Here is a 23957-nt window from a genome sequence, read left to right as displayed (position 1 = left end):
CGCGCCGCGTCGGCCGGTCGGAGCCGCTCAGCCCGGCCGGCTCGGGACCCGACAGGCCGGAGGCGGTATCTTCCCAACGAACTTCCCGACCAGGAGAGCGTAGCAGGGGCGTAATGAACGGTATCGAGCGCGAGAAGATCGGTCCGCTGACGTTGCGTCTGTGGGGGCTTGTGACGGCCCTCGGCGTGTGGTCGCTCTATCTGCTCACGATCGCGCCGACGACCGGGTTCTGGGACACGTCGGAGTACGTGACCACGGCCCACATCCTCGGGCTCCCGCACCCGCCGGGGAACCCGTTCTTCGTCCTCGTGGGCCGCGTGTGGGACCTCCTGCTCGGCTTCACCGGCCTCCCGGTCGCGCTCCGCATCAACGTGCTCAGCGCGACGCTCTCCGCCGGCGCGAGCTTCTTCTCCTTCCTCGCGGTGGCGCGCATGGTCGCGCACTTCCGCGAGAACCGGCACGAGATCCTCGTGGCCTCGATGGTCGCGGTCTGGATCGGGGCGACCGCCTTCACCGTCTGGACCCAGTCGAATCTGAACGAGAAGGTCTACACGCTCTCCCTCTTCATCGTCTCGCTCGTGAGCTACCTGACGATGGTGTGGGTGGACGAGGCGGACACCGCCCGCGGAAACCGGCTGCTCGTGCTCATCGCGCTCCTGCTCGGCCTGGGCTGGTCGAACCACACGATGTCGCTGCTGCCGGGCCCGGCGCTGGCGCTCTTCGTCCTCCTCCACCGCTGGCGGGCCGCGCTGAACCCGCGCGTCCTCGGGCTGGGGGTTGCGCTCTTCGCGGTCGGCTACTCGGTGCAGCTCCTCTTCGTCCCCATCCGGTCGGCGCAGAACCCGATCATCGACGAGGCGGACCCGGAGTGCCCGACGCTCCTCTCGGCCGTCACGCCGAGCGTGATCGACGACCGGTTCGGGAACAGCAAGATCTCGGTGGCGTGCGAGCCGCTCGCGCTGTCGCTCATCCGCGACCAGTACGGGCCGGGGCCGGTCACGCAGCGCCAGGCTCCGCTTCACCGCCAGTACGCGAACTACTGGCAGTACTTCGACTGGCAGTGGGCGCGCTCGCTGCCGCCGGGCGGCCGGGTTGCCGTCAGCATGATCTTCCTCTTCCTCGCGCTCCTCGGTCTGTGGACCCACTTCCGGAGCGACCGGAAGACCTTCGTCTACGCGGGCACGCTCTTCTTCACGGTCACGCTGCTCCTCGTCTACTACCTGAATTTCAAGCACGGCTACTCCCTCTACCTGGAGGAGGTGCCGAACATCCTCCAGCACGAGGTCCGGGAGCGGGACTACTTCTACATCATCGGCTTCCAGCTGTGGGGGATCTACGCCGGGCTGGGGCTCGTCGCGCTGTGGGGCAACTGGTCCGCCCCGGATCGACGGAGGAGCGCGGTGCCCACGGACCGGACGAGTCTTCCGCAGGACCGCCCGGCCGGGTTCAGCGCGCGGCACCGGAGGGCGGCGCCGATCCTCGCCGTCGCCTTCGTGCCCTTCCTGTTCAACTTCGCGCGCGCGGACCGGACGGAGGACAGCGCGGCCCGCGACTGGGCGTACAACATCCTGCAGTCGGTCGAGCCGTACGCCGTGCTGTTCACGAACGGGGACAACGACACCTTCCCGCTCTGGTACCTGCAGGAGGTGGAAGGGATTCGGCGCGACGTGACCGTCATCGTCCACTCCTACCTCGGCACGGACTGGTATCCGAAGCAGTTGCGGTCGCTGACGACGCCGTGCGAGCCGGGGGTGTCCGCGGCGGATTCCCCGACGACCGTCGTGTGCCAGCGGCCGTTCGACACGGCCAACGCGGCGAGCCCGTATGCCGACGCGGAAGCGACCCCGCCCACGCGCTCGATCATCGCCCTGAACGACGCGCAGATCGACGGGCTCACGCCGGGGATCGCGGTCGCCCGTGACACGGCGTTCCGGGTCTCGAGCGCGGTGACGGCGACGGTGCGCGGCGGGGACTCGATTCTGTACCCCGACATCCTCGTGTTCCATATCATGCAGCAGTCGCTGGGGGACCGGCCGGTCTACTTCGCGGCGACCGCCCCGCCCGTGTACGGGAAGTGGGGGCTGCAGCCGCACCTCGTCCGGCACGGGCTCGCCTTCAAGCTCGTGGACGCACCGCTCGAGGCGACGGACGCCCTCGTGGACCTGCGCGAGTACATGCCGAACACGATTTCGCCGACGTGGAACGACCGGGTGCGCACGGCGGAACTGCTGTGGGAGGTGTTCGAGGTCGAAGACGTGCTGGGATGGGAGGAGTGGCCCGAGCCGTCCACGCAGTCGAGCATCCCGGCCCAGTACTACCTCGCGTACTACCTGCAGGGGATGACGGAGGAGCACCTGGGCGACGTGGAAGCCGCCGAGCGTGCGTACCAGCGCGCGGACCGTTTCGGGTTCCTTGCGGGTCTCGGCGCCCCCGCCAACTAGGTTGAGTGTGGTGGAGCGGGAGAAGGTCGGCCGGCTGACGCTACGGGCCTGGGGGCTGCTGACCGCGTCAGCGATCTGGGTTCTCTATCTCCTGACGCTCGCTCCGACGGTCGGGTTCTGGGACGCGTCGGAGTACGTGACCACGGCGCACATCCTCGGGCTCCCCCACCCGCCGGGGAATCCCCTCTTCGTCGTCGTCGGCCGCGTGTGGGACCTCCTGACGGGGTTCACCGGGCTCCCGGTCGCGCTGCGGATCAATGCGCTCGGCGCCACCCTCTCCGCCGGGGCGAGCTTCTTCTGGTTCCTGGCCGTCGTCCGCATCGTCGGGCGCTTCCGCGAGAACCGTCACGAGGTGCTCGTCGCCGCGATCGCCGCCGTGTGGATCGGGGCCACCGCCTTCACGGTGTGGACGCAATCGAACCTGAACGAGAAGGTCTATCCCCTCTCGATGTTCGTCGTGGCCCTCGTGAGCTACCTCGCCATGGTCTGGATGGACCGGGCGGACACGGTGCGCGGGAACCGTCTTCTCCTCCTCATCGCGCTCCTGCTCGGGCTGGGGTGGGCGAACCACACGATGTCGATGCTGCCGGCGCTGGCGCTGGCCGTCTTCGTGCTGCTGCACCGCTGGCGGGCCGCCCTGAACCCGCGCGTCCTGGGACCCGCCGTGGCGCTGCTCGCCGTGGGCTACTCCCTGCAGTTCCTCTTCGTCCCCATCCGCTCGGCGCAGAACCCGGTCATCGACGAGGCGGACCCGGAGTGTCCGACGCTCCTCTCGGCCGTCACGCCGCGGCGGATCGACGACCCCTACGGGCAGAGCAAGCTCGCCGTGGCGTGCGAACCGCTCGCCCTCTCGCTGATACGCGCCCAGTACGCCCCGACGCCGGTCACGCTGCGCCAGGCGCCGCTGTCGGCCCAGTACGCGAACTACTGGCAGTACTTCGACTGGCAGTGGGCGCGCTCGCTGCCCCCGGGCGCCCGGGTCGCCGCGAGCATCCTCTTCCTCTTCCTCGCGCTCGTCGGCCTGTGGACCCACCTGCGCCGGGACCGGAAGACCTTCGTCTACGCGGGCACGCTCTTCTTCACCGTCACGCTGCTGCTCGTCTACTACCTGAACTTCAGGTACGGCTACTCGATGTACTGGGAGGAGGCGCCGAGCATCGCGGCCCACGAGGTCCGCGAACGCGACTACTTCTTCATCATCGGTTTCCAGATGTGGGGGATCTACGCCGGACTCGGGCTCGCCGCCCTGTGGGGACGGTGGACCGCGTCCGCCGCGGGGCGCGAGCCGGAGCGGGTGCCGGCGGGATTCGGCCCCCGGCACCGGAAGGCGGCCGCGCTCCTCGCGCTCGGCCTCATCCCCTTCTTCTTCAACTTTGCCCGGGCCGACCGGAGCGGAGACCGCGCGGCGCGCAACCTCGCCTACAACATGCTGCAGTCCGTCGAACCCTACGCCGTGCTCTTCACCTACGGCGACAACGACACCTTCCCGCTCTGGTATCTGCAGGAGGTGGAGGGGATCCGGCGCGACGTGACGGTCATCGTCCAGTCGTACCTGGGGACGGACTGGTACCACCGGCAGCTGCGGCGGCTGACGAAGCCGTGCGAACCGGGGGAGTCACCGGAGGATGCCCCCACGACCATCGTTTGCCAGCGCCCCTTCGACCCGGAGACGGCGGCGGAGCTGTACGCGGAGATGGCCACGACGACGCCGACGCGTTCGGCCGTCCCGCCATCCGGTACGGGGATCGATGCCCTCTCGCGGGGACAGTCCATATCCGAGGACTCGACCTATCGGCTTTCCGACTGGATCACGGGTCCGCTGAGCGAAGGCGACGTTCTATCGCCAGCCGATATCCGCGTGTTCCAGATCGCGCGGCAGGCGCTGGGCGACCGGCCGGTCTACTTCGCGGCGACGGCCTCACCGGTGTACGGCAAATGGGGACTTCAGCCGCACCTCGTGCGGCAGGGACTCGCCTTCAAGCTCGTGGACGGGCCGCTCGAGGCCTCCGAGAACCTCGTTGACCTGAGCGAGTACTTTCCCGACTCGCCGCTGCCGACGTGGAACGACCGGATCCGCACCGGAGAACTGCTGGAAGGCGTGTTCCTCGTGGATGACGTCCTGGCATGGGACGAGTGGCCGGATCCGTCCACGAGGTCGAACATCCCCGGGGTGTACTACATGGCGCACGTCTTCCATGGCGTTTCCGAGGAGTTGCACGGGAACCCGGACGCCGCGGAACGGGCCTACCGGCGGGCAGATCACTTCGCGCGGCTCGCCGACCTCGCTTCGCCCTCCGACTGAACCCGCCTACATGGGGCGGATGGTGCCCAGCAGGGTGACGATGAGGATCAGGGCGCCGTTGATCGAGGCGACGATCGCGTTCGTCTTCCGGAAGCGGACGAACGAGGCGCTGTCCTCGTCGGCGTTGGCGGAGGCCTCCGCGGCGCGCGCGAGCCGGCCCGAGTTGGGGATCTGGATCGCGACCGCGAGGACGAAGGCGATGAGCCCCAGCACCTGCATCTGAAACTGCCAGTGCGGCGTGAGCCGGAAGACGCCGTAGCCGCCGAGTCCGGCGAGGCCGAAGCCCGCGATCGTGGTCAGCAGCATGCCGAGGAGCCCGGGGCCCCGTAGCAGCCGGTGGCCGGCGCGATAGATGAACGCGATCACGTTCCGGTCGCCCGTCTTGTTGGCCCGGACGCCGAGGATCGCGAGCGAAAGGGTGACGCCGAACCACAGCGCCAGCCCGACCAGATGCAGAAAGAGCATCACTCCACGCATGTCCATGCGCGCAAAGTCCGGGCGACGCCGGGACGGGTCAAGAGAGCGGGCGCCGGATCGCCGTCCCTCGGGGAGCGTTTGACGCGGGGCGGGCCCCGGCGGCAACGTCCGGCATGAGCACGACCGCACCGACGCAACGGACCCCGCTCCCGGCGGCGCTCGAGACCGAACTCGAAGAGGTGTTCGGCGACCGGTTCACGACGGCCGAGGCGATGCGCCGGCAGCATGGCGAGGGCGAGTCGTTCCACGCCAACGAGCCGCCCGACGCGGTCGTCTTCCCCGAATCCACGGCCGAGGTGTCCGCGGCCGTGCGCGCCTGCCACCGGCACGGCGTCCCGATGATCGGTTTCGGCGCCGGGACCTCGCTCGAAGGGCACGTCGCCGCGCTGCGCGGCGGAGTGACGATCGCCACGAGCGGCCTCACGCGCCTCATCGACCTCAACCCCGAGGACATGGACTGCCGCGTCGAGGCGGGGATGACGCGCAAGGCGCTGGAACAGCACCTGAAGGGGACGGGCCTCTTCTTCCCCATCGACCCGGGCGCTGACGCGAGCCTGGGCGGGATGGCCGCGACCGGCGCGTCGGGGACGACCACGGTCCGCTACGGCACGATGCGGGAGAACGTGCTCGGGCTCACCGTCGTGCTCCCGGACGGGACGGTCATCCGGACGGGCGGGCGCGCGCGAAAATCCTCCGCTGGCTACGACCTCACGCGGCTTTTCCTGGGCTCCGAGGGCACGATCGGCATCATCACGGAGGTCCTGCTCCGGCTGCACGGGATCCCGGAGGCGATCGCCTCGGCGGTGTGCTCCTTCCCGACGCTGGCCGACGCGGTGGACGCGGTGATCTACACGATCCAGAGCGGGGTGCCGGTCGCGCGCGTCGAACTCCTCGACGATGTGCAGATGGACGCGGTGAACCGGTACTCCGACTTCGACTACCCGGTGCGTCCCACCCTCTTCTTCGAGTTCCACGGGTCGGCCGCCGGCGTCGAGGAACAGTCGACCGAGGTGGGTCTCATCGCGAAGGAACTCGGCGGGACGGACTTCGAGTGGGCCACGCGGGCCGAGGAACGCTCGCGGCTGTGGGCGGCCCGGCACGAGGCCTACTACGCGTCGCTCGCCCTCCGTCCGGGGGCCCGGGGGTGGGCGACGGACGTCTGCGTCCCGATCTCTTCGCTCGCCGACTGCCTCCTGAAGACCCGCGAGGACATCGACGCGGAGGGCCTCCTCGCCCCGATCGTCGCCCACGCCGGAGACGGCAACTTCCACGTCCTCTTCATCATCGATCCGGATGATGAGGATGAGATGGCGCGCGCGAAGCGGGTGAACGCGCGCATGATCGAGCAGGCGATCTCGGTCGGGGGCACCTGCACCGGCGAGCACGGGGTCGGCTACGGGAAGGTCCCCTACATGCGGGCGCAGCACGGAGATGCGGTCGACGCCATGCGCTCGATCAAGGAGGCGCTGGATCCGAAGGGCCTCATGAACCCGGGAAAGGTGGTCGCATGACGATCCATCGCACCGCGGGTCGCACGGGCGGTCGTGGACGGCGAACGGCGTGGCTGGCGGCCCTCGCGTTTGCGGCCTGCGCTTCCCCCGAGGGTTCCCCCGGAAGCGGAGACGCCCCCGCCGGACCGGAAGGCGTCGCGGACCTCGTCATCCTCGGGGGCCGGGTCATGGACCCGGAGACGCGGCTCGACGCCGTGCGCGATGTCGCGGTCGCCGGCGGACGCATCACGGCCATCTCGGAGGGGGGCGTCACGGGACGGGACACGGTCGACGCCGCCGGCCTCGTCGTCGCGCCCGGCTTCGTCGACCTGCACGCGCACGGGCAGGACACCGTGAGCGCGAAGCTCCAGGCGCTCGACGGCGTGACGACGGCCCTCGAGATGGAGCTCGGCGTGTACCCGGTGGCCGAATGGGTCGCCTCCCGCGAGGGGACGGCGCCCATCCACTTCGGGGCGACGGTGAGCCACCCGGGCGCGCGCACCAAGCTGCTCGCGGGTTTTGATGTCGGCCACTCGGTGATGACGCCGCCGGGCGAAGCCAGCCCCTTCGAGTTCGATGCGGTCTACGGAGGAATCGACGACGACGAGATGCTCGAACTGAACGGGCTCATCGCGACGGGCCTGGAGGAGGGCGGGCTCGGCATCGGGTTCGGCATCACGTACACGCCGGGCGCCTCGAGGACGGAGATCTACCGCGTCTTCCAGCTCGCGGCCGCGCAGGGGGCGCCGGCCTACGTCCACATCCGGGGCGAGAACTCGGGCGGTACGCTGGGGGCCTTCCAGGAGGTGATCGCGAACGCGCTCGCGACCGGGGCCTCGCTCCACATCGTCCACATGAACTCGAGCGCCGACGAGATGGCGCGCATGACGCTGGAGATGATCCGCGGGGCGCGCGAGCGAGGGATCGACATCACGACGGAGTCCTACCCCTACACCGCGGGCTCGACGCGCATCGAATCGGCCCTGTTCGACCCGTGGGAGGGCGCCTCCGACGAGGAATACGGCCGCCTGCAGTGGTCGGGGACGCCGGAGCGGCTGAACGCCGCGACCTTCCGGCACTACCGGGATCAGGGTGGCTGGGTCGTGATCCACGGGAGGAGCGAGGAGACGAACGAGTGGATCGTCGCGCAGCCCGACGTCATCGTGGCGAGCGACGGGATCCCCTACCTGTACCAGGCGATCCACCCGCGCGGCGCCGGCACCTATTCCCGGGTGCTCGGATACTACGTGCGCGAGCGCGGGGCGCTGAATCTGATGGACGCCCTCGCGAAGATGACGATCCTGCCGGCGCAGCGCGTCGAGGGGTTCGCCCCGGTCATGGCGCGGAAGGGAAGGGTCCAGGTCGGCGCCGACGCGGATATCGTCGTGTTCGATCCTGAGACGATCATCGATCGCGCGACCTACGCGGACCCGGCGGCGCCCTCGGAGGGCGTGATGCACCTGCTCGTCGAGGGGACGGCCGTGGTCCGGGACGGAGAGCTTGTACCCGGCGTCTACCCGGGACAGGCGATCACGAGCGGCACGCGGTAGCGCGGGGCTCTCCCCGCCTCGGCTCTCGCGATGACTCTTCTCGTTGCCCTCGGGGTCTTCACGCTCGTCGTGTGGGCTGGCCTCGCGGGGACCGTCATCTACAGCGAACTCAAGGTTCGCCGGCTCGACGAGGTGGCTCCGCCCCGCGCGGACGACGCTCCGCTTCCCCGTCTCTCGGTGATCGTGGCGGCCAGGAACGAGGCACGGTCAGTGGAGGAGGCGCTGCGCTCCCTGCTTGCCATACGCTACCCGGACTTCGAAGTCATCTTCGTCAACGACCGGTCGGAAGACCGTACAGGGGAGATCGCCGAGAACCTGGCCCGCGAGAACGGGCGGCTATCGGTGCTCCATGTGGAGGAGCTTCCCGACGGCTGGTTCGGCAAGAACTACGCGACCCAACGGGGGGCGGACGCGGCTGCGGGAGAGCTTCTGCTCTTCACCGATGGCGACATTACCTTCGAGCCGGACGCCGTCGCCTTCGGCGTGCGGCATCTCCTGCGCGGAGGTCTGGACCATCTCAGCGCGGGCCCCCGTGTCGCGGTGAGCGGCACCTTGCTTCGGGCCTGCACGATGGCCCTTCGGCTTTGCATCTCCGCCACCAAGCGTCTGTGGAAGGTCCGCGACCCTCGCAGTTCGGCCTTCATGGGCGTCGGAGGTTATACGATCATGCGTGCCGATTCGTACCGTGCCCTCGGCGGGCACCGAAGCGTCGCCCTCAGGCCCGACGAGGATCTGCGGATGGGTCAGCTCGTGAAGGAGTCCGGGATGCAGTCGGAGTTCCTCAACGGCGAAGCGATGATCGCGTGCCCCTGGTACGATTCCGTCGGCGGTTTCGTTCACGGGACGGAGAAGAACCTCTTCGCCGCGCGGAACTACCGTCTCGCCGATTCCCTCGTATCCGCCGCGGGGCTGTCGTGGCTTGCGACCGCTCCGGGCGTGCTGGCGCCACTGCTCTGGGCGACCGGCGAGACCGTCCCCGCCATCATCTTCACGGCCTGCCTGCTCACCAGCCTTCTGCCGGCGCTGACCGTACTGCGGGATGACGCCCATCCCTGGCTCGTCCTCGTTTTTCCGCTCGCCGTCGTGATCGTGGCGTACGCACTGCTTCGTTCCACGGCCATCGCCATGATGCGGGGCGTCGCGTGGGGCGGCCCTCCGATCCCTCTGTCGGACCTGCGCGCGGCGCGGGTTCGGCCAGCAAGAGACGGCGGGGAAGGCAACGATCCGCAGCCTGCTCGGATCTTTGACGATGACGCGACCGGCACTTAACTTTCCGGTTTGGAAACTTACTAAGTGCGATGTCTTGGATGAGGATGTACTCGATGTCAGGATGCCATGCGGATCATCTCCACGAAACTGATCCACGACTGCGCAAGGGATCACGCGGACGCGCGGAGCGCGTTCGTGGACTGGATTCAAGGTGTCGAACGGGCTGAGTGGGTCAGCCCTGCTGATATCCGGGCCGGTAGATGGAATCCAAGCATCCTGCCCGATCGCAGAGTGGTTTTCAGGATTCGAGGAAACCGTTACCGAATCGTCGTGCAAGTGGACTACGCCAACGGGATAGTCTTCGTGCGGTTTGCGGGCACGCACAGCGAATACAACGGAGTGGACGCGGCCACGATCTGACTGGGGGAACATGAAGATGCCACAGCTGAGACCCATCCGCTCCGACACGGCCTACCAGGCCGCTCTTTCTCGGATTTCCGAACTGATGGGCGCGGATCCGGGGAGCGATCGAGCGGGAGAGTTGGACATCCTGGCGGACTTGGTGGAACTCTATGAGCGCAGGCACTTCCCCATTGGCGACCTGGATCCAGTCGACGCCATCAAGTTGCGCATGGAAGAGCGCGGTCTGTCGCCTCGTGACCTGGTTCCCTTCATCGGGAGTGCCGCGAGGGTGTCGGAAGTACTCGGTCGCAAGCGCCCGCTGACGCTCCCCATGGCACGGGCGCTACATAAGCACCTGGACGTTCGGGCCGACATTCTGCTGCGGCGGCCGGATCCGCCGGAAGACTGGGACGACGACCACTGGAGGCGTTTCCCGCTCCGCACGATGGCCAATCGCGGATGGGTCCCGAAGGTTCCATCTCTGGTTCACCATGCCAAGGAGATCATGGAGCGGTTTGTTGAGCGCGCCGGCGTTGGGCCCGGCAGCGCCGTGATGTTTCGGCAAACGGGCCTCCGGGCAAACGCCAAGTCGGACGCCTACGCGCTGCAGGCCTGGTGTTGGCAGGTGATGGCGGTCGCGAACGCGAACCGACCAGAGGCGGATTTCGCTCCGGGCTGCATCACCCCGGAGGTGCTGGGCGAACTGGCAAAGATGAGTCCGCTGCGAGATGGTCCCCGCCGCGCCGCCGCCACCTTGGCGGAACTTGGAATCCCGTTCGTGGCCCTGGAACACCTGCCCCGCACGTACCTTGACGGCGCCGCGCTGCAGCTCGCCGACGGGACCCCCGTGGTGGCTCTGACGCTCCGGCACGATCGCATAGACAACTTCTGGTTCTGTCTGCTGCACGAACTGGCTCATGTGGGGCGTCACATGGACTACGACGATCCCCAGGCGTTTCTCGACGATCAGTCCCTTCGTCGCGCCCGGCCTTCCACGGAGGATCCGCGCGAAGTCGAGGCTGACGAGTGGGCGGAGGAGGCACTGATCCCTGGGGACGTATGGGACGCCAGCCGCGTTCGTGAACGCCCCACAGCGATGAACGTGATGCACTTCGCAAGCGATGTGGGAGTTCATCCGGCCGTCGTGGCGGGCCGCGTGCGCTTTGAACGCAATAACTATCGCCTGCTGTCACAGTTCGTCGGCAGCGGCGAGGTGCGACAGCAGTTCTTCTCGTAGCCGACGAAATCCGTGCGTCGCGCGACTTCTTGCACGGGACGCCGAGCCCGTTCGTGCAGACGAGCGCCGACACGGAACAAAACTAACGTCAGTCGCGCCGCCGCGCGGCGCCGGTTCAGAGTTGGGCGAGCGACCTGAACTCGTTCACGAGCCGGGAACGGGTCTCCGCGTCGCGGCACAGCACGAGGATCGTGTCATCTCCCGCCACCGTCGCGAGGACGCCCTCCAGATCCGCCTCGTCGATGGAGATCGCGACGGCATTGGCGCAGCCGCTCAGCGTGCGAATCGCGAACAGCGCATCGCCCGGGCCGACGTCCAGCGCGAGTTCGCTCAGCGTCGCCTCCAGCATGCGCCGCGGGGAGGGCGGCGTCGTGTCCCGTCCGGGCCGGTGATATCTGGGTCCGCCGGCGTCGGCCCGCTTCACGATGCCGAGGCGGCGGAAGTCGCGGGACAGCGTCGTCTGCGTGGTCGAGATCCCCTCTCGCGCGAGCGCCGCCACGAGTTCGATCTGGCTCCGGATCTCCTGGGTGTCGATGATGTGAAGGATCGCCCGCTCGCGGGTCCTGCGGCGTTCGGGCGTCATGACAGCCTCGCTGCTATGCGAGCGCGGCGTCCAGGAGCCGCTCCTCGAGGTGGGCGCGCCGGATCGGCGGATCGGTGCGCCCATCCAGCCAGGCTTCGAGCGCCGCCACCTCGCGGTCGACTTCCTGCAATTGCTCCAGCACGCGTCCCGGCGCCGGCCCGCCGGGCGAGTCGTGCGCCGCGACGGCGGCCTGCGGCCGCAGCACTTCGTGTACGTCGTCTCCCGCGGAAGGACAGCACGTCCGCAGGGTTTCGAAATCCAGTTCCCATAGCTCCATTCCGCCTTCCTCGGCCAGGCGCACCGCCTCGCCGACCTGGTGGTGCGCCCGTCGGAACGGGACGCCGCGGCGGACGAGATGGTCGGCGAGTTCGGTGGCGGTCAGCATCCCGCCCGCGAGCGCGGCTTCCATGACGTCCGTCCGGTAGTTAACACCCCGCGCCACCGCAATCGCTGCGGCGAGGGACCAGTCCGCCGTGTCGAGCGTGTCGAACAGGCGTTCCTTGTCTTCCTGAAAGTCGCTGTTGAACGTGAGCGGAAGACCCTTCATCAGCGCGAGCAGCGCCGTCACGTTGCCGATCGCCCGGGCCGACTTCCCGCGCAGGATCTCGGCCGCCTCGGGGTTCTTTTTCTGCGGCATGATGCTGCTGCCCTGCGCCACGGAGTCGTCGAGTTCGATGAACCCGAACTCCCGCGTCGACCAGAGCACGATCTCATCCGCCCAGCGCGAGAGATGCACGGAGAGCACGGCGCACGCGTAGGCCGCGTCGAGCACGTAGTCGCGGTCGCCCACGATGTGCATGCTGTTGGCGAACGTGCGGTCGAGCCCGAGCAGGGCGGCGCAGCGGGCCGGATCGATGGGGAACGACGTGCCGGCGAGCGCCCCCGCGCCGAGCGGCGACACGCCGGCCAGCCGGTGCGCCGCCCGGAGCCGTTCCGCGTCCGCGCCGAGCGAGGCCGCGTGGGCGAGAAGGTGGTGCGCGAGGCTCACCGGCTGCCCCGGCTGGAGGTGCGTGTAGCCGGGCAGAAAGGTCTCGCGGAACGAGGCCGCTTGGCCGGTCAGCACGCGCTGCAGCCCCGCGACCCCGGAGAGGATGTCCTCGAGGCGCTCGCGCACGTACAGCCTCAGCGCGACCGCCGTCTGGTCGTTCCGGCTCCTCGCCGTGTGGAGCCGCTTGCCGGCGTCCCCCACGCGCTCGACGAGCGTGCGTTCGATCCAGGTGTGCACGTCCTCGTCCGGCCCCCCGACCTCGAGTTCTCCCGTCTCCACCTCCCGCAGCATCTCCGACAGGCCGGACAGGATCAGGTCGCTGTCGCTCCCGGCGAGGATCTCCGTCTCGCGCAGCATGCGGGCGTGCGCAAGGCTCGCGAGGAGGTCGTGTCGGACGAGCCGGCGGTCGAACGGCAGCGAGTTCGTGAACTCCTGGACCGCCGGATGGACGGGCGCCGCGAAGCGCCCTCCCCAGAGAGCTTCATCCGGATCCGGCATCGGGCGGTTCAGCGCGACCCGGATGCCACCGCCCGCCCGGGCCGCTGCATCGGCTTCGCCGAGCTTCGGACGGTCTCGACGGAAGCGGACGCGGCCCAGTCCCGGTCGCCGCTCGCCGCCCTCGCCCGCACGCGCGCGGCGAGACTCGAGGGGAGGCCCCACAGGCGGACGAACCCGCCCGCATCGGCCTGGTCGTAGACCGAATCCTCCTCGAACGTGGCGAGGTCCTCCCGGTACAGCGAGTAGCGGGACGTCCGCGCGACGGGCATCGCGGAACCCTTGAACAGCCGCACCGTCACGTCTCCGGTCGACATGGCGTGCGCCTCGTCGAGGAAGGCGTCGAACGCCGCCCGCAGCGGCGAGAACCAGAGACCCTGGTAGACGAGTTCCCCGTACCGGTCCGCGATGCCGCGCTTGAAGCCCGCCGTGTCGCGGTCGAGGGTGAGCGCCTCCAGGTCCGCGAGCGCGGCGAGGAGGACGGTCCCGGCCGGCGTCTCGTAGACTCCGCGGCTCTTCATGCCGACGAGCCGGTTCTCCACGAGGTCGACGCGCCCCACCCCGTGGGCCCCGGCCGTCTCGTTCAGCCTCTGCACGAGCGTCACCGGATCGAGCGCTTCGCCGTCGAGCGCGACCGGCACCCCGCGTTCGAACGAGATGACGACGTCCGCGGGCGTGTCCGGCGCCTCGGCCGGGTCCACCGTGAGTTCGCGCAACTCGTCCGGCGTCGCCGCCGTCGGGTCCTCGAGGATGCCGCCCTCGAACGAGGTGTGCCACAGATTTCGGTCGATGCTGTAGAGCTTCCGGGGGCTCCCCGGCACGGGGATGTCCCGCTCCGCGGCATACGCGAAGGCGTCCTCGCGCGACGTGATCTCCCATTCGCGCCAGGGGGCGATGACGGTCAGGTCCGGCGCGAGCGCCTGGTAGGCGAGTTCGAAGCGGACCTGGTCGTTGCCCTTTCCGGTGCAGCCGTGCGCGACGGCGTCGCAGTCGAACTCCCGCGCGACCTCGACCTGGGCGGCCGCGATCACGGGCCGGGCGAGGGAGGTGCCGAGCAGGTAGCGGCCCTCGTACACGGCCCCCGCCTTGAGCGCCGGGAACGCGCACTCGGTGAGGAACCGCTCGCGGAGATCGACGACCCGGCAGGCGACGGCCCCCGTCGCCAGCGCCTTGTCGCGGATCTCGTTGAAGTCTTCCCGCTGTCCGACGTCCACGACGGCTGCGACGACTTCGCAGCCGTAGTTCTCCTTCAGCCAGGTGACCATCACCGATGTATCGAGGCCGCCGGAATACGCGAGGGCGACCCGCTTCACGTCCTTCGTCGTGCTGTTATTCATGCGTCGATCCTGAGAATCGCAGGGGAGAGACGGCTCAAGAAGCGGAAAATTATACCAGATGGTGAATAATTATGCAAACCACCCGCAGCGGCCGCGGGTCAGTGGGGACGGTAGGCCTCCACCTTGTCCGGATCGGTTTCCAGACGGGGTCCGCCGATGAGGTCGACGCAGTCGGGCACCGCCGCGAACACCGCGTCCAGGCACTCGCTCACGGCCTTAGGCGACCCCGGGAGGTTGATGATCAGCGCCGAACCCCGGACGCCCGCGGTCTGGCGTGAGAGGATCGCGGTCGGCACGTGGGGTCGGGAGACCGCGCGCATCGCTTCACCGAAGCCGGCGAGTTCCTTGTCCAGCACCGCGGCGGTCGCCTCCGGGGTGACGTCGCGCGGGGCGGGTCCGGTGCCCCCGGTGGTGATGACGAGGCAACACCCGGCCTCGTCGACCAGCTCGACCAGCGTCGCGCGGATCAGCTCCGGTTCGTCGGGGATGACGCGCGCGGCCGCCTCCCACGGCGAGGTGAGGACGTCGCTGAGGTACGCCTCGACCGTCGGACCGCCCCGGTCCTCGTATACGCCTCGGAAGGCGCGGTCCGAAACCGAGACGATGCCGATCCGGGCGACGGCGCCGCCGGGCCCTTCCGATGAATGGTCCATGGCGGGAATATGAGCCCTCGCGCCCTTTTTTCGATAGTTTGGGTGGATCGTGGAACCCGATGGACGGCATGAACCCGGTAAGGTTGAAGACATATGACGAACTTCCTCGACGCGGCCCCGCTGGCCGACGTGCAGGCCCATCCCGACACGCGCATGGTGCCGATCAGCCGCGTGGGCGTACAGAACGTCCGCTTTCCCATCTCCGTGAGGGACCGACGGAAGACGGCGCAGCACACGATCGCCAACATCGACATGTCCGTGGACCTTCCCCACGACTTCAAGGGGACCCACATGAGCCGCTTCATGGAGATCCTCAATTCGTACGATGACGAGATCTCGGTGGAAGCGCTGCCCGCGATCCTGCGCACGATGCGCGAGCGCCTCAACGCCGAGACCGCCCACCTCGGCATCTCCTTCCCCTACTTCGTGGAGAAGCAAGCTCCCGTGACCGGTGCGGCGGGCCTGCTGTCGTACGATTGCGCCTTCGACGCCTCCAGCGGAGCGGAGGACGACTTCATCCTCACGGTCAAGATCCCCGTGACGACGCTGTGTCCGTGCTCCCGGGAGATCAGCGCGCGCGGGGCGCACAACCAGCGCAGCATCGTCACCGTCAAGACGCGCTTCACGGGGCGGCTGTGGATAGAGGATGTCGTGGCGCTGGTGGACGCATCGGCCTCGTGCGAGCTCTATCCCGTGCTGAAACGCGCCGACGAGAAGTGGGTCACGGAGCACGCGTACGACAATCCCCGGTTCGTCGAGGACCTGGTCCGCGAGGTCACGCTCCGTCTCCGCGCACTGAGCCACGTGACCTGGTTCAGCGTCCACGTGATCAACTTCGAGTCGATCCACGAGCACGACGCGTATGCGCAGGTGGAGGAGCCCGCCCGCGCATCGAGCTGAGAGCTACCGGCAGGCTGAGGGCCGCCGGCAGCCCGCGGTCCGCTAGACCCGCACCGCCAGCCCGTCGTGGAGGGCGGTGCGGTAGGCCTTGAGCGCGGGTACGAAGCCCATCAGGAATCCGGCCAGCACCACGGCGCCGAGGAAGAGCAGCTCGATGGAACCGGGCGGCCGGATCGGGATGAAGAGCCCCGCCTGCGCCTCGACGATGGGCTGTGCGACCGAGAGCAGCGCGTACACCAGCGTGAGTCCCGCGAGCGCTCCCGCCGAGGCCAGACACAGCGATTCGAGCACGAGCAGGGTGATGATCCGGTTGGGTCCGGCGCCGACGGCGCGCAGGATCGCCATCTCGCGCCGGCGCTCGTTGAGCGACGTGTAGAGCGAGACCAGCATCCCGAGCAGCCCTACCAGGACAACGAAGATGGCCACCAGCCGCAGCCCGGTCTCGGCGTAGGCCAGGCCCTGCCACATCTCGTTCAGGGCGACGCCGGGGATCACGGCCATCATCGGCTCATCCTCGAAGTCGTTGATCTCGCGCTGCAGCTGGAGCACGTCCCGGCGGTTGGTCGTGCCCACGAAGAACGAGGTGACCTGCGTGACCTCGACATCCTCGATCGAGATATCCTCCGCGTGGACGTGGCCATCATCGGCGGGAGCCGCCTGCGCCTCCGCTTCGTCGTCGTGGGCGTGGCCATCGTCGGCGGAAGCCGCCTCGGCCTCGGCCTCGTCGTCATGGGCGTGGCCGTCGTCGGCGGAAGCCGCGTGCGCCTCGGCCTCGTCGTCATGGGCGTGGCCGTCGTCGGCGGAAGCCGCGTGCGCCTCGGCCTCGTCGTCATGGGCGTGGCCATCGTCGGCGGGGGCCGCCTCCGCCTCCGCCTCGTGGTCGTGTTCGTCGTCCGACGCTGGCGGCGCTCCGTCCTCCCAGTGGATGGCCTCCATGCCCTCGAGGGTCACGTAGATCGCGCGGTCGACGGGGGTGAACGTCTTCGCGAGGACGCCCGTGACCGTGAAGGGCATGTGGTCGTGGGTCACGAAACCCACTTCGCCGAGCCCGTGCGTCACCGCGATCTCGTCGCCGAGCGCGTAGTTCAGCTCGGTCGCCACGTCCGCGCCCAGCGTCACGTCGAACAGGCCCTCGTTCGCCCGTCCCTCGGCCAGCGCGATCTGCTGACCTCCGCGGTAGCGGTAGTGGCGGTAGAAGTCCTCGTTCGTGCCGATGACCCGGAACCCTCTGTGGCTGTCCCCCAGGCCGTAGGGGATGGTCCACTCGACCGCGGGGTGGTCCGCCCACTCTCTGTAGGCCTCCCACGAGACGTTCTCCGTCGGCGCTCCCATGCCGAAGACCGAATACAGCAGCAGCTGAATCGTGCCGCCCTTGGTGCCCACGATGAGGTCGGTCTGGCTGATGGTGTTGGAGAAGCTCTCGCGCATCCCCACGCGCACGTTCTCCACGCCGATCAGGAGGGCGACGCTGAGGGCGATGGAGCCCACCGTGAGCGAGGTGCTGAAGGCGCGATTGCGGAGCGACTTGAGCGCGAGATCGAAGACCAGCATCAGAGCACCGCCTTGTTGACGTCGGGAAGCGAGATGGTGCGGGAGAACATGCCCTCCAGGGTGCGGTCGTGGCTCACGAACACCAGCGTGGCGCCGGCGCGCTCGCACTCCTGGAAGAGCAGTTCGAGGAAGGCCTCCCGGCGGTCGAAGTCGAGGGAGGAGGTCGGTTCATCGGCGACGATGAGTTCCGGAGACCCGATCAGCGCCCGGCAGGCGGCCACGCGCTGCTGCTGGCCCACCGAGAGTTCCGTCACCGGCTTCTTCAGCAGGTCGCCGATCTGGAGATGATCGGCCAGCTGCGTGGCGGTCTCCCTCACGCCTGTCCCGTCCAGCCGGGCCCGGCGTTCCGCGTTCATGCGCGCGGGGAGCGCGATGTTGTCGAGCACCGACAGGTAGGGGATGAGGTTGAACATCTGGAAGACGTAGCCGATGTGCTCCGCCCGGAAGGCGTCCCGTTGCGCGCCCGAGAGCGACGCGAGATCCTCGCCGAGCACCCTGACCTCGCCTTTTTCCGCTTCCAGCACTCCCGCCAGCACGCCGAGAAGCGTGGTCTTGCCGCTCCCGCTCGGACCGAACAGGAACGCGCGCGTCCCCCGCTCGAGGGTCAGTTCGGGGATGTCCAGCACCCAGGGGCCTCCACCGTAGCGGAAGCGCAGGCGTCGGAGGTCGATTGCGAGGCTCATCTACTGGCGTCTCCCTGCGGAGCGTGGTTCAATGAAAAAGCGCGCCCCCGGGGCTGCGAGGACGCGCTCAATGCATGCGAGTGGCCGCATCGTGGATCAGGACTCGTACGGATAGACCTGCTGGCCGGAGAGGGTGAAACCGACGTAGCCGTACACGCTCTCCGTCATCTCGATCGTCAGCACGCCCTCGACCCACACCGGGTTCCACCCGTCCAGCTTCGCCCGCTTGCCCTCATCCATCTCGATGTAGACGAGCTGGTTGGGCGGTGGAGGCGGCGTGTGGATGCAGGCGCCGACATAGGGCACGAGGAGGAATTCCGTCGCCGAGGACGCCCAGTCCTCGAGCGGCACCGTGAATCCGGGGATCTTGACGAGCTTGCCCGAGAGGGCCGCCAACTCCTCGCTCGGCTCGCCGGTCCGGTAGTTGAGGCTGGCCAGGAGGCGCCACCCCACCTCGGTGGGATCGTCGGCCGATGCCGCCGCCGGTGCGTCGGCCGGGGGCTCCGTGACGGCCTCCGTGGAGCCGCCCGCGCCGGTGAGGGTCACCACGAACAGCATGGCGGCGGCTGTGGAGAGAAGCCTGCGGCTTGTGTCGATCATCGAAAAACTCCGGTTGCGAATGTCCTCAATCCGATCCCGGGTGATCCCGCCGGTCCTCCGCGGAAGCCGAAGCCGGCCGCGAGAGAGTCGGATACTTGATCCCCAACTGATCAAGATACGTGTCGAAGCGCGTCTCGTCATAATAGAACTTCTCAAGGAGCGGACGGAAGGTGTCCATGATCTCCCTGTTGAGGTCGATCGGGGGCGGGTCGTCCGGGCCGATGAAGGGGACATACTCCATGGCGGAGGTCTGTTCCTCCCGGAAGTAGGTCCACGCGTCGTCGACGAGCTTCGGCTGGGCGAAGAGCTGGAGCGCCGTGCGGGCCATGACGCGCGCGCCGGCGACCGCGCCCTTGTGCGCGATGGGGGTCGCCATCGCCATGGCGCTCGACCAGTGGTGACCCGGAAGCCCCGGCACGTTCGACGGGAAGCGCAGCGTCACCGTGGGCACGTTCCACGAGATGTCGCCGATGTCGTCGGACCCGCCGCTCCGGCGCGGCCCCGGCTCCCCCAGGCCCGAGAGGGCGATGGGCATCCCGGATGGGACGCTTCCCACCGACTGCTGCACGGCGCTCGCGAAGTCGTGGTCGTCGTCGGTCCACTCCGGAAGCCCGACCTCCTCGATGTGTTCGTGCATCGTTTCGGCCACGACCTTGTTGAAGTGTCGCGGCCAGGCGGCTCCGATGATCCGGTACGACATTTCGGTGTCGGTCATCAGGGCCGCGCCTTCCGCGATGCGGATGGCCGTGTCGAAGTTGCGCTTGATGTCCTCGTAGTCCATCTCGCGGATGAAGTACCATACCGAAGCGCTCGGCGGCACGACGTTCGGCTGGTCGCCGCCGTCGCTGATCACGTAGTGGGAGCGCTGGTCGGGTCGCAGGTGCTCGCGCCGGAAGTTCCAGGCGACGTTCATCAGTTCGACCGCGTCGAGCGCGCTGCGGCCCCGCCAGGGAGCGCCCGCGCCGTGGGCGGCCTCGCCCTCGAAGGTGAACTCCACGGAGACGAGCCCCGTGCCGCTCCCCTGGCCCCAGCTCACCGACAGGTTGCTGCTCACGTGCGTGAAGAGGGTGACGTCGATGTCCTCGAGATAGCCGTCCCGCACGTACCAGGCCTTGGAGCCCAGCTGCTCTTCGGCGACCCCGGGCCAGAGCACGAGCGTGCCCTCGATCCCCTCGGCCTCCATGACGTCCTTCAGCGCGAGCGCCGCCACGACGTTCACGGCCTGCCCGGAGTTGTGACCTTCGCCGTGGCCGGGCGCGCCCGGAATCAGCGGGTCGTGATAGGCGACGCCGGGCTTCTGGTTGGCCTTCGGAATTCCATCGATGTCGGATCCGAAGGAGATGACGGGCGAGCCGCTGCCCCAGCGCGCGAACCAGGCGGTCGGGATGCCCACGGGCCCGTACTCGACGGTGAAGCCGTTCTCCTCCAGGATCCCGGTGATGTAGGCCGAGGTCTCGATCTCCTGCTGCCCCAGTTCGGAGAAGGAGAAGATCTTGTCGACCATGACCTGGGCGAGCTTGGCGCGCTCGAGTACGCCTTCCTCGACACGGGCCACGAGGGGCGCGAGTTCATCGTCGGGGAGGCCCTGCACGGCCGCCAGAGCCGTGGGAGCGGAGAGAAGGGCGACCAGCGTGGCTGCGAGCGTTCGTCTACCGATTGTACCCATGGACGCACCGGGGCGAAGGGAACCGAAAGGCAAAGTGCCTCCGTAGCATAAGTGTGGGCGGCCCGCGTCGGAAAGTGGGATGGCGTCGGCCCGGGGAGGCCTCCCCGCGGGAACGTCAGACGGAGCCGGCGGTCCTCGTGAGCCGGTCCTCTTCCGCTTCGGCGACGTCACGCGCCTGGAGGCTGTGGACCGTGTGCCGGCGGTGGCGAAGGGCGATGATCGCGTCGGCGGCCGCGGATGCCGCGGAGAGCGTCGTCGTGTAGGGCACGCGGCGGGAGACCGCGGCGCGGCGGATCATGTAGTCGTCGTACTGGGCGTGCTTGCCGAGCGGGGTGTTCAGGAGGAGTTGCACCTCGCCCGAGACGATGCGGTCGAGGAGGTTCGGACGCCCCTCGTGCACCTTGAGGATGCGCTCGCACGGAACGCCGCGGCCGCGCAGATACCTCGCCGTCCCCTCCGTGGCGAGGACCGTGAAGCCGAGTTCGTGGAAACGGCGCGCGACCGGCACCATGTTCGGCTTGTCCTGGTCGTGCACGGTGATCGCGACGGCCCCCTCCGTCGGCAGCCCCTGGTAGACGGAGATCTGCGATTTCGCGAACGCGAGCCCGAAGCTGTCCGCGTATCCCATGACCTCCCCCGTGGAACGCATCTCCGGCCCGAGCACGGTGTCCGCATCCGGGATCTTGTCGAAGGGGAGCACCGCTTCCTTCACGGAGACCTGGTGCGGGACGAGTTCGCCCCCGAGTCCGAGATCGGCGAGCTTCACGCCGGCGAGCACCCGCGCGGCGACCCGCGCGAGCGGGACCCCCGTCGCCTTGCTGACGAACGGCACCGTGCGGCTCGCGCGCGGATTCACCTCGAGCACGTACACCGTCTTCTCGTGCACGGCGAACTGCACGTTGATGAGGCCCCGGACGTCCAGCGCCCGCGCGAAGTCCCGCGTGAAGCGGCGCATGGCTTCCATGTCGACGTCTCGCAGGAGGTAGGGCGGCAGGACGCAGGCCGAGTCGCCCGAGTGGATGCCCGCCTCCTCGATGTGCTCCATGATCCCGCCGATCAGGACGGTCTCCCCGTCGCACACCGCGTCGACATCCGCCTCCCACGCGTCCTCGAGGAACCGGTCGAGGAGCACGGGATGCTCGGGCGACGCCTGCACCGCGCGCGCGAAGTACTCCCGCAGCGAGACCGGGTCGTACACGATCTCCATGGCGCGGCCGCCGAGCACGTAGCTGGGCCGGACGAGAACGGGATACCCGATCTCCTCCGCGATCGCCAGCGCCTCCTCGATGCTCGTCGCCGTCCCGCCCGGCGGCATCGGAACCCCGAGCTCACGGCAGAGTTCGTCGAAGCGGCGGCGGTCCTCGGTGCGGTCGATCGACTCCACGCTCGTCCCGAGGATGGGGACGCCGAGTTGTTCGAGCTTGCGCGCGATCGTCAGCGGCGTCTGTCCGCCGAACTGGACGATGACGCCCTCCGGCTCCTCCTGCTCCACGATCGCGAGCACGTCCTCCACCGTGAGCGGCTCGAAGTAGAGCTTGTTCGAGATGTCGAAGTCGGTGGAGACGGTCTCGGGATTCGAGTTGATCATGATCGTCTCGAACCCTTCGTCGCGCAGCGCGAGCGAGGCCGAAACGCAGCAGTAGTCGAACTCGATGCCCTGTCCGATGCGGTTCGGGCCGCTGCCGAGGATGATGATCTTCCGCCGGTCCGAGCGCTCGGATTCGTTCTCGTCCTCGTAGGTCGAGTAGAGGTACGGCGTGGCGGCGGGGAACTCGCCCGCGCAGGTGTCGACCGTCTTGTAGACGGGCCGGAGTCCGGCGGCCTGGCGCACCTCGCGCACCTCGGCTTCCGGAATCCCGCGCAACTGTCCCAGCTCCGCGTCGCCGAAGCCGATGCGCTTCAACCGTTCGACGTCGTCAGGCGTGACCTCCCCGGCCGCCGCGAAGGCCTGGCCCTCGCGCACCAGTTCCTCGAGTTGGGAGAGGAACCAGGGGTCGATACCCGTGATCCGGTTGATCTCGTCCACGGAGAGGCCCGCCTGGAAGGCGCGGTAGAGCTGGAAGGGGCGTTCGGGCGTCGCGGTGCGGATCGCGGCCCGCACCGTATCGACGGCGTCGTCCTCTAGGCGGTCCGCGTCGGGGTCCGGCGAGGGCAGCCACCCCGACCGCCCGTTCTCGAGCGCGCGGAAGCCCTTCAGCCACGCCTGCTGGAAGGTGCGACCGATCGCCATCACCTCGCCCACGGCCTTCATCTGCACGCCGAGCGTCGCGTCGGCCTTCGGGAACTTCTCGAACGCGAAGCGCGGGATCTTCACGACCATGTAGTCGAGCACCGGCTCGAAGCAGGAAGGCGTCACCTGCGTGATCGCGTTGGGGATCTCGTCGAGGCGGTAGCCGACGGCGAGCTTGGCGCCGATGCGCGCGATCGGGAAGCCGGTCGCCTTCGACGCGAGCGCCGAACTCCGGGACACCCTCGGGTTCATCTCGATGACGAGCATCTCGCCGGTCGTCGGATGCACGGCGAACTGGATGTTGCAGCCGCCCGCGTCCACGCCGATCTCGCGGATGCAGGCGATCGCCGCATCCCGCATCGCCTGGTACTCGCGGTCCGAGAGGGTGAGCGCCGGCGCGACGGTGATCGAATCGCCCGTGTGAACGCCCATGGCGTCGAAGTTCTCGATCGAGCAGACGATGACGACGTTGTCCGCCCGGTCTCGCATCACCTCGAGTTCGAACTCCTTCCAGCCGATGATGCTCTTGTCGATGAGCACCTCTCCGATCGGCGAGGAGCGGATGCCGGAGCGGACGAGGTCCTCGAACTCCTCGCGGTTGTACGCGGTGCTTCCGCCGGTGCCGCCGAGGGTGAAGGACGGCCGGATGATGGCGGGGAATCCCGTGTCCTCGACGAGGGCGAGCGCCTCGTCGAGCGAGCGGGCGAAGCCGCCGGGGGGCAGCGCGAGACCGATCCGTTCCATGGCTTCGGCGAACTGCTCGCGGTCCTCGGCAAGCTGGATCGCCCGGACATCGGCGCCGATCAACTCCACCCCGTGCTCGTCGAGAACCCCGCGTTCGGCGAGTTCGAGCGCGACGTTGAGCGCGGTCTGGCCGCCCATCGTCGGGATGAGCGCGTCGGGTTTCTCCGCCTCGATGACCCGCGCGACCCAGTCGGCCGTCAGCGGCTCGATGTAGGTCGCGTCGGCGATGTCCGGGTCCGTCATGATCGTGGCGGGATTCGAGTTCACGAGGATGACTCGATATCCCTCCTCGCGGAGCGCCCGGCAGGCCTGCGTCCCGGAGTAGTCGAACTCGCAGGCCTGGCCGATCACGATCGGGCCGGAGCCTATGAGAAGAATCGAGGAGATGTCGTCGCGGCGTGGCATCGGGCGCGCAAGCT

Annotated in this window: 18 protein-coding genes; 8 read left to right on the top strand and 10 right to left on the bottom strand. The window is 68.7% G+C overall.

Annotated elements, in window-relative coordinates:
* The first annotated feature begins 113 nt into the window (after positions 1-113).
* Together ACQY5G_RS03085 and ACQY5G_RS03080 are read left to right on the top strand one after the other, a co-directional pair.
* Complete coding sequence (locus ACQY5G_RS03085) at positions 114-2441, top strand: glycosyltransferase family 117 protein (protein WP_428276889.1); 2328 nt, start codon at positions 114-116, stop codon at positions 2439-2441.
* A 10-nt stretch (positions 2442-2451) separates the two neighbouring features.
* A complete protein-coding gene (locus ACQY5G_RS03080) occupies positions 2452-4743 on the top strand; it encodes a glycosyltransferase family 117 protein (protein WP_428276887.1) in 2292 nt (763 codons plus the stop codon).
* A 6-nt stretch (positions 4744-4749) separates the two neighbouring features.
* On the opposite strand, the gene ACQY5G_RS03075 is transcribed toward ACQY5G_RS03080, so the two are convergent.
* Positions 4750-5226, bottom strand: coding sequence for a DUF2269 family protein (locus tag ACQY5G_RS03075; RefSeq protein WP_310782836.1), 477 nt, complete (start codon positions 5224-5226; stop codon positions 4750-4752).
* Between the two features lie 107 nt (positions 5227-5333).
* On the opposite strand from ACQY5G_RS03075, the gene ACQY5G_RS03070 reads away from it, so the two are divergent.
* The 5 genes from ACQY5G_RS03070 (at position 5334) to ACQY5G_RS03050 (ending at position 11108) form a co-directional block, all read left to right on the top strand.
* Entirely contained in the window at positions 5334-6731 is a 1398-nt protein-coding gene (locus ACQY5G_RS03070; RefSeq protein ID WP_428276885.1) for an FAD-binding oxidoreductase, read from the top strand.
* Complete coding sequence (locus ACQY5G_RS03065) at positions 6728-8260, top strand: amidohydrolase family protein (protein WP_428276883.1); 1533 nt, start codon at positions 6728-6730, stop codon at positions 8258-8260. The genes ACQY5G_RS03070 and ACQY5G_RS03065 overlap by 4 nt, the downstream gene beginning before the upstream one ends.
* A 30-nt stretch (positions 8261-8290) precedes the next feature.
* The gene (locus ACQY5G_RS03060) at positions 8291-9529 is read left to right on the top strand and encodes a glycosyltransferase (RefSeq protein ID WP_428276881.1); all 1239 of its coding nucleotides are present in this window, start codon (positions 8291-8293) and stop codon (positions 9527-9529) included.
* A 66-nt stretch (positions 9530-9595) separates the two neighbouring features.
* Positions 9596-9889: a type II toxin-antitoxin system HigB family toxin gene (locus ACQY5G_RS03055; RefSeq protein ID WP_428276879.1), complete on the top strand. Its 294-nt coding sequence runs from the start codon at positions 9596-9598 to the stop codon at positions 9887-9889.
* A 16-nt stretch (positions 9890-9905) separates the two neighbouring features.
* Positions 9906-11108, top strand: coding sequence for an ImmA/IrrE family metallo-endopeptidase (locus ACQY5G_RS03050; protein WP_428276877.1), 1203 nt, complete (start codon positions 9906-9908; stop codon positions 11106-11108).
* A gap of 115 nt (positions 11109-11223) precedes the next feature.
* Here the strand turns inward: ACQY5G_RS03050 and ACQY5G_RS03045 are convergent, their stop codons facing one another.
* The 4 genes from ACQY5G_RS03045 to mog all read right to left on the bottom strand — a co-directional run bounded on the left by ACQY5G_RS03045 (position 11224) and on the right by mog (position 15164).
* On the bottom strand, positions 11224-11691 hold the full coding sequence (locus ACQY5G_RS03045; protein WP_428276875.1) for an arginine repressor: 468 nt from the start codon (positions 11689-11691) through the stop codon (positions 11224-11226).
* Positions 11692-11704: 13 nt separating this feature from the next.
* Positions 11705-13177 (bottom strand): argininosuccinate lyase, encoded by a 1473-nt coding sequence (gene argH, locus ACQY5G_RS03040; protein WP_428276873.1) that lies wholly within the window; start codon positions 13175-13177, stop codon positions 11705-11707.
* Positions 13178-13185: 8 nt separating this feature from the next.
* Entirely contained in the window at positions 13186-14511 is a 1326-nt protein-coding gene (locus ACQY5G_RS03035; protein ID WP_428276871.1) for an argininosuccinate synthase, read from the bottom strand.
* A gap of 98 nt (positions 14512-14609) precedes the next feature.
* Positions 14610-15164 (bottom strand): molybdopterin adenylyltransferase, encoded by a 555-nt coding sequence (mog, locus tag ACQY5G_RS03030; protein ID WP_428276869.1) that lies wholly within the window; start codon positions 15162-15164, stop codon positions 14610-14612.
* A 93-nt stretch (positions 15165-15257) separates the two neighbouring features.
* Here mog and folE2 point away from each other — a divergent pair, with 93 nt between their 5' ends.
* Positions 15258-16064: a GTP cyclohydrolase FolE2 gene (gene folE2 / locus ACQY5G_RS03025; protein ID WP_428276867.1), complete on the top strand. Its 807-nt coding sequence runs from the start codon at positions 15258-15260 to the stop codon at positions 16062-16064.
* Between the two features lie 42 nt (positions 16065-16106).
* Here the strand turns inward: folE2 and ACQY5G_RS03020 are convergent, their stop codons facing one another.
* The 5 genes from ACQY5G_RS03020 to carB form a co-directional block, all read right to left on the bottom strand.
* Complete coding sequence (locus ACQY5G_RS03020) at positions 16107-17615, bottom strand: ABC transporter permease (RefSeq protein WP_428276865.1); 1509 nt, start codon at positions 17613-17615, stop codon at positions 16107-16109.
* Entirely contained in the window at positions 17615-18298 is a 684-nt protein-coding gene (locus ACQY5G_RS03015) for an ABC transporter ATP-binding protein (protein WP_428276863.1), read from the bottom strand. Before ACQY5G_RS03015 ends, ACQY5G_RS03020 begins: the two co-directional genes overlap by 1 nt.
* 96 nt (positions 18299-18394) lie before the next feature.
* Complete coding sequence (locus ACQY5G_RS03010; RefSeq protein ID WP_428276861.1) at positions 18395-18898, bottom strand: DUF3299 domain-containing protein; 504 nt, start codon at positions 18896-18898, stop codon at positions 18395-18397.
* Between the two features lie 25 nt (positions 18899-18923).
* Positions 18924-20564: an amidohydrolase gene (locus tag ACQY5G_RS03005; protein ID WP_428276859.1), complete on the bottom strand. Its 1641-nt coding sequence runs from the start codon at positions 20562-20564 to the stop codon at positions 18924-18926.
* A 115-nt stretch (positions 20565-20679) separates the two neighbouring features.
* Complete coding sequence (carB, locus tag ACQY5G_RS03000; RefSeq protein ID WP_428276857.1) at positions 20680-23943, bottom strand: carbamoyl-phosphate synthase large subunit; 3264 nt, start codon at positions 23941-23943, stop codon at positions 20680-20682.
* Positions 23944-23957 lie beyond the last annotated feature (14 nt).

The organism is Candidatus Palauibacter sp., from assembly GCF_965261555.1.
Classification (GTDB): domain Bacteria; phylum Gemmatimonadota; class Gemmatimonadetes; order Palauibacterales; family Palauibacteraceae; genus Palauibacter.
The sequence above is the reverse complement of the archived record's forward strand: the minus strand, read 5'-3'. Positions and strand labels throughout refer to the sequence as shown.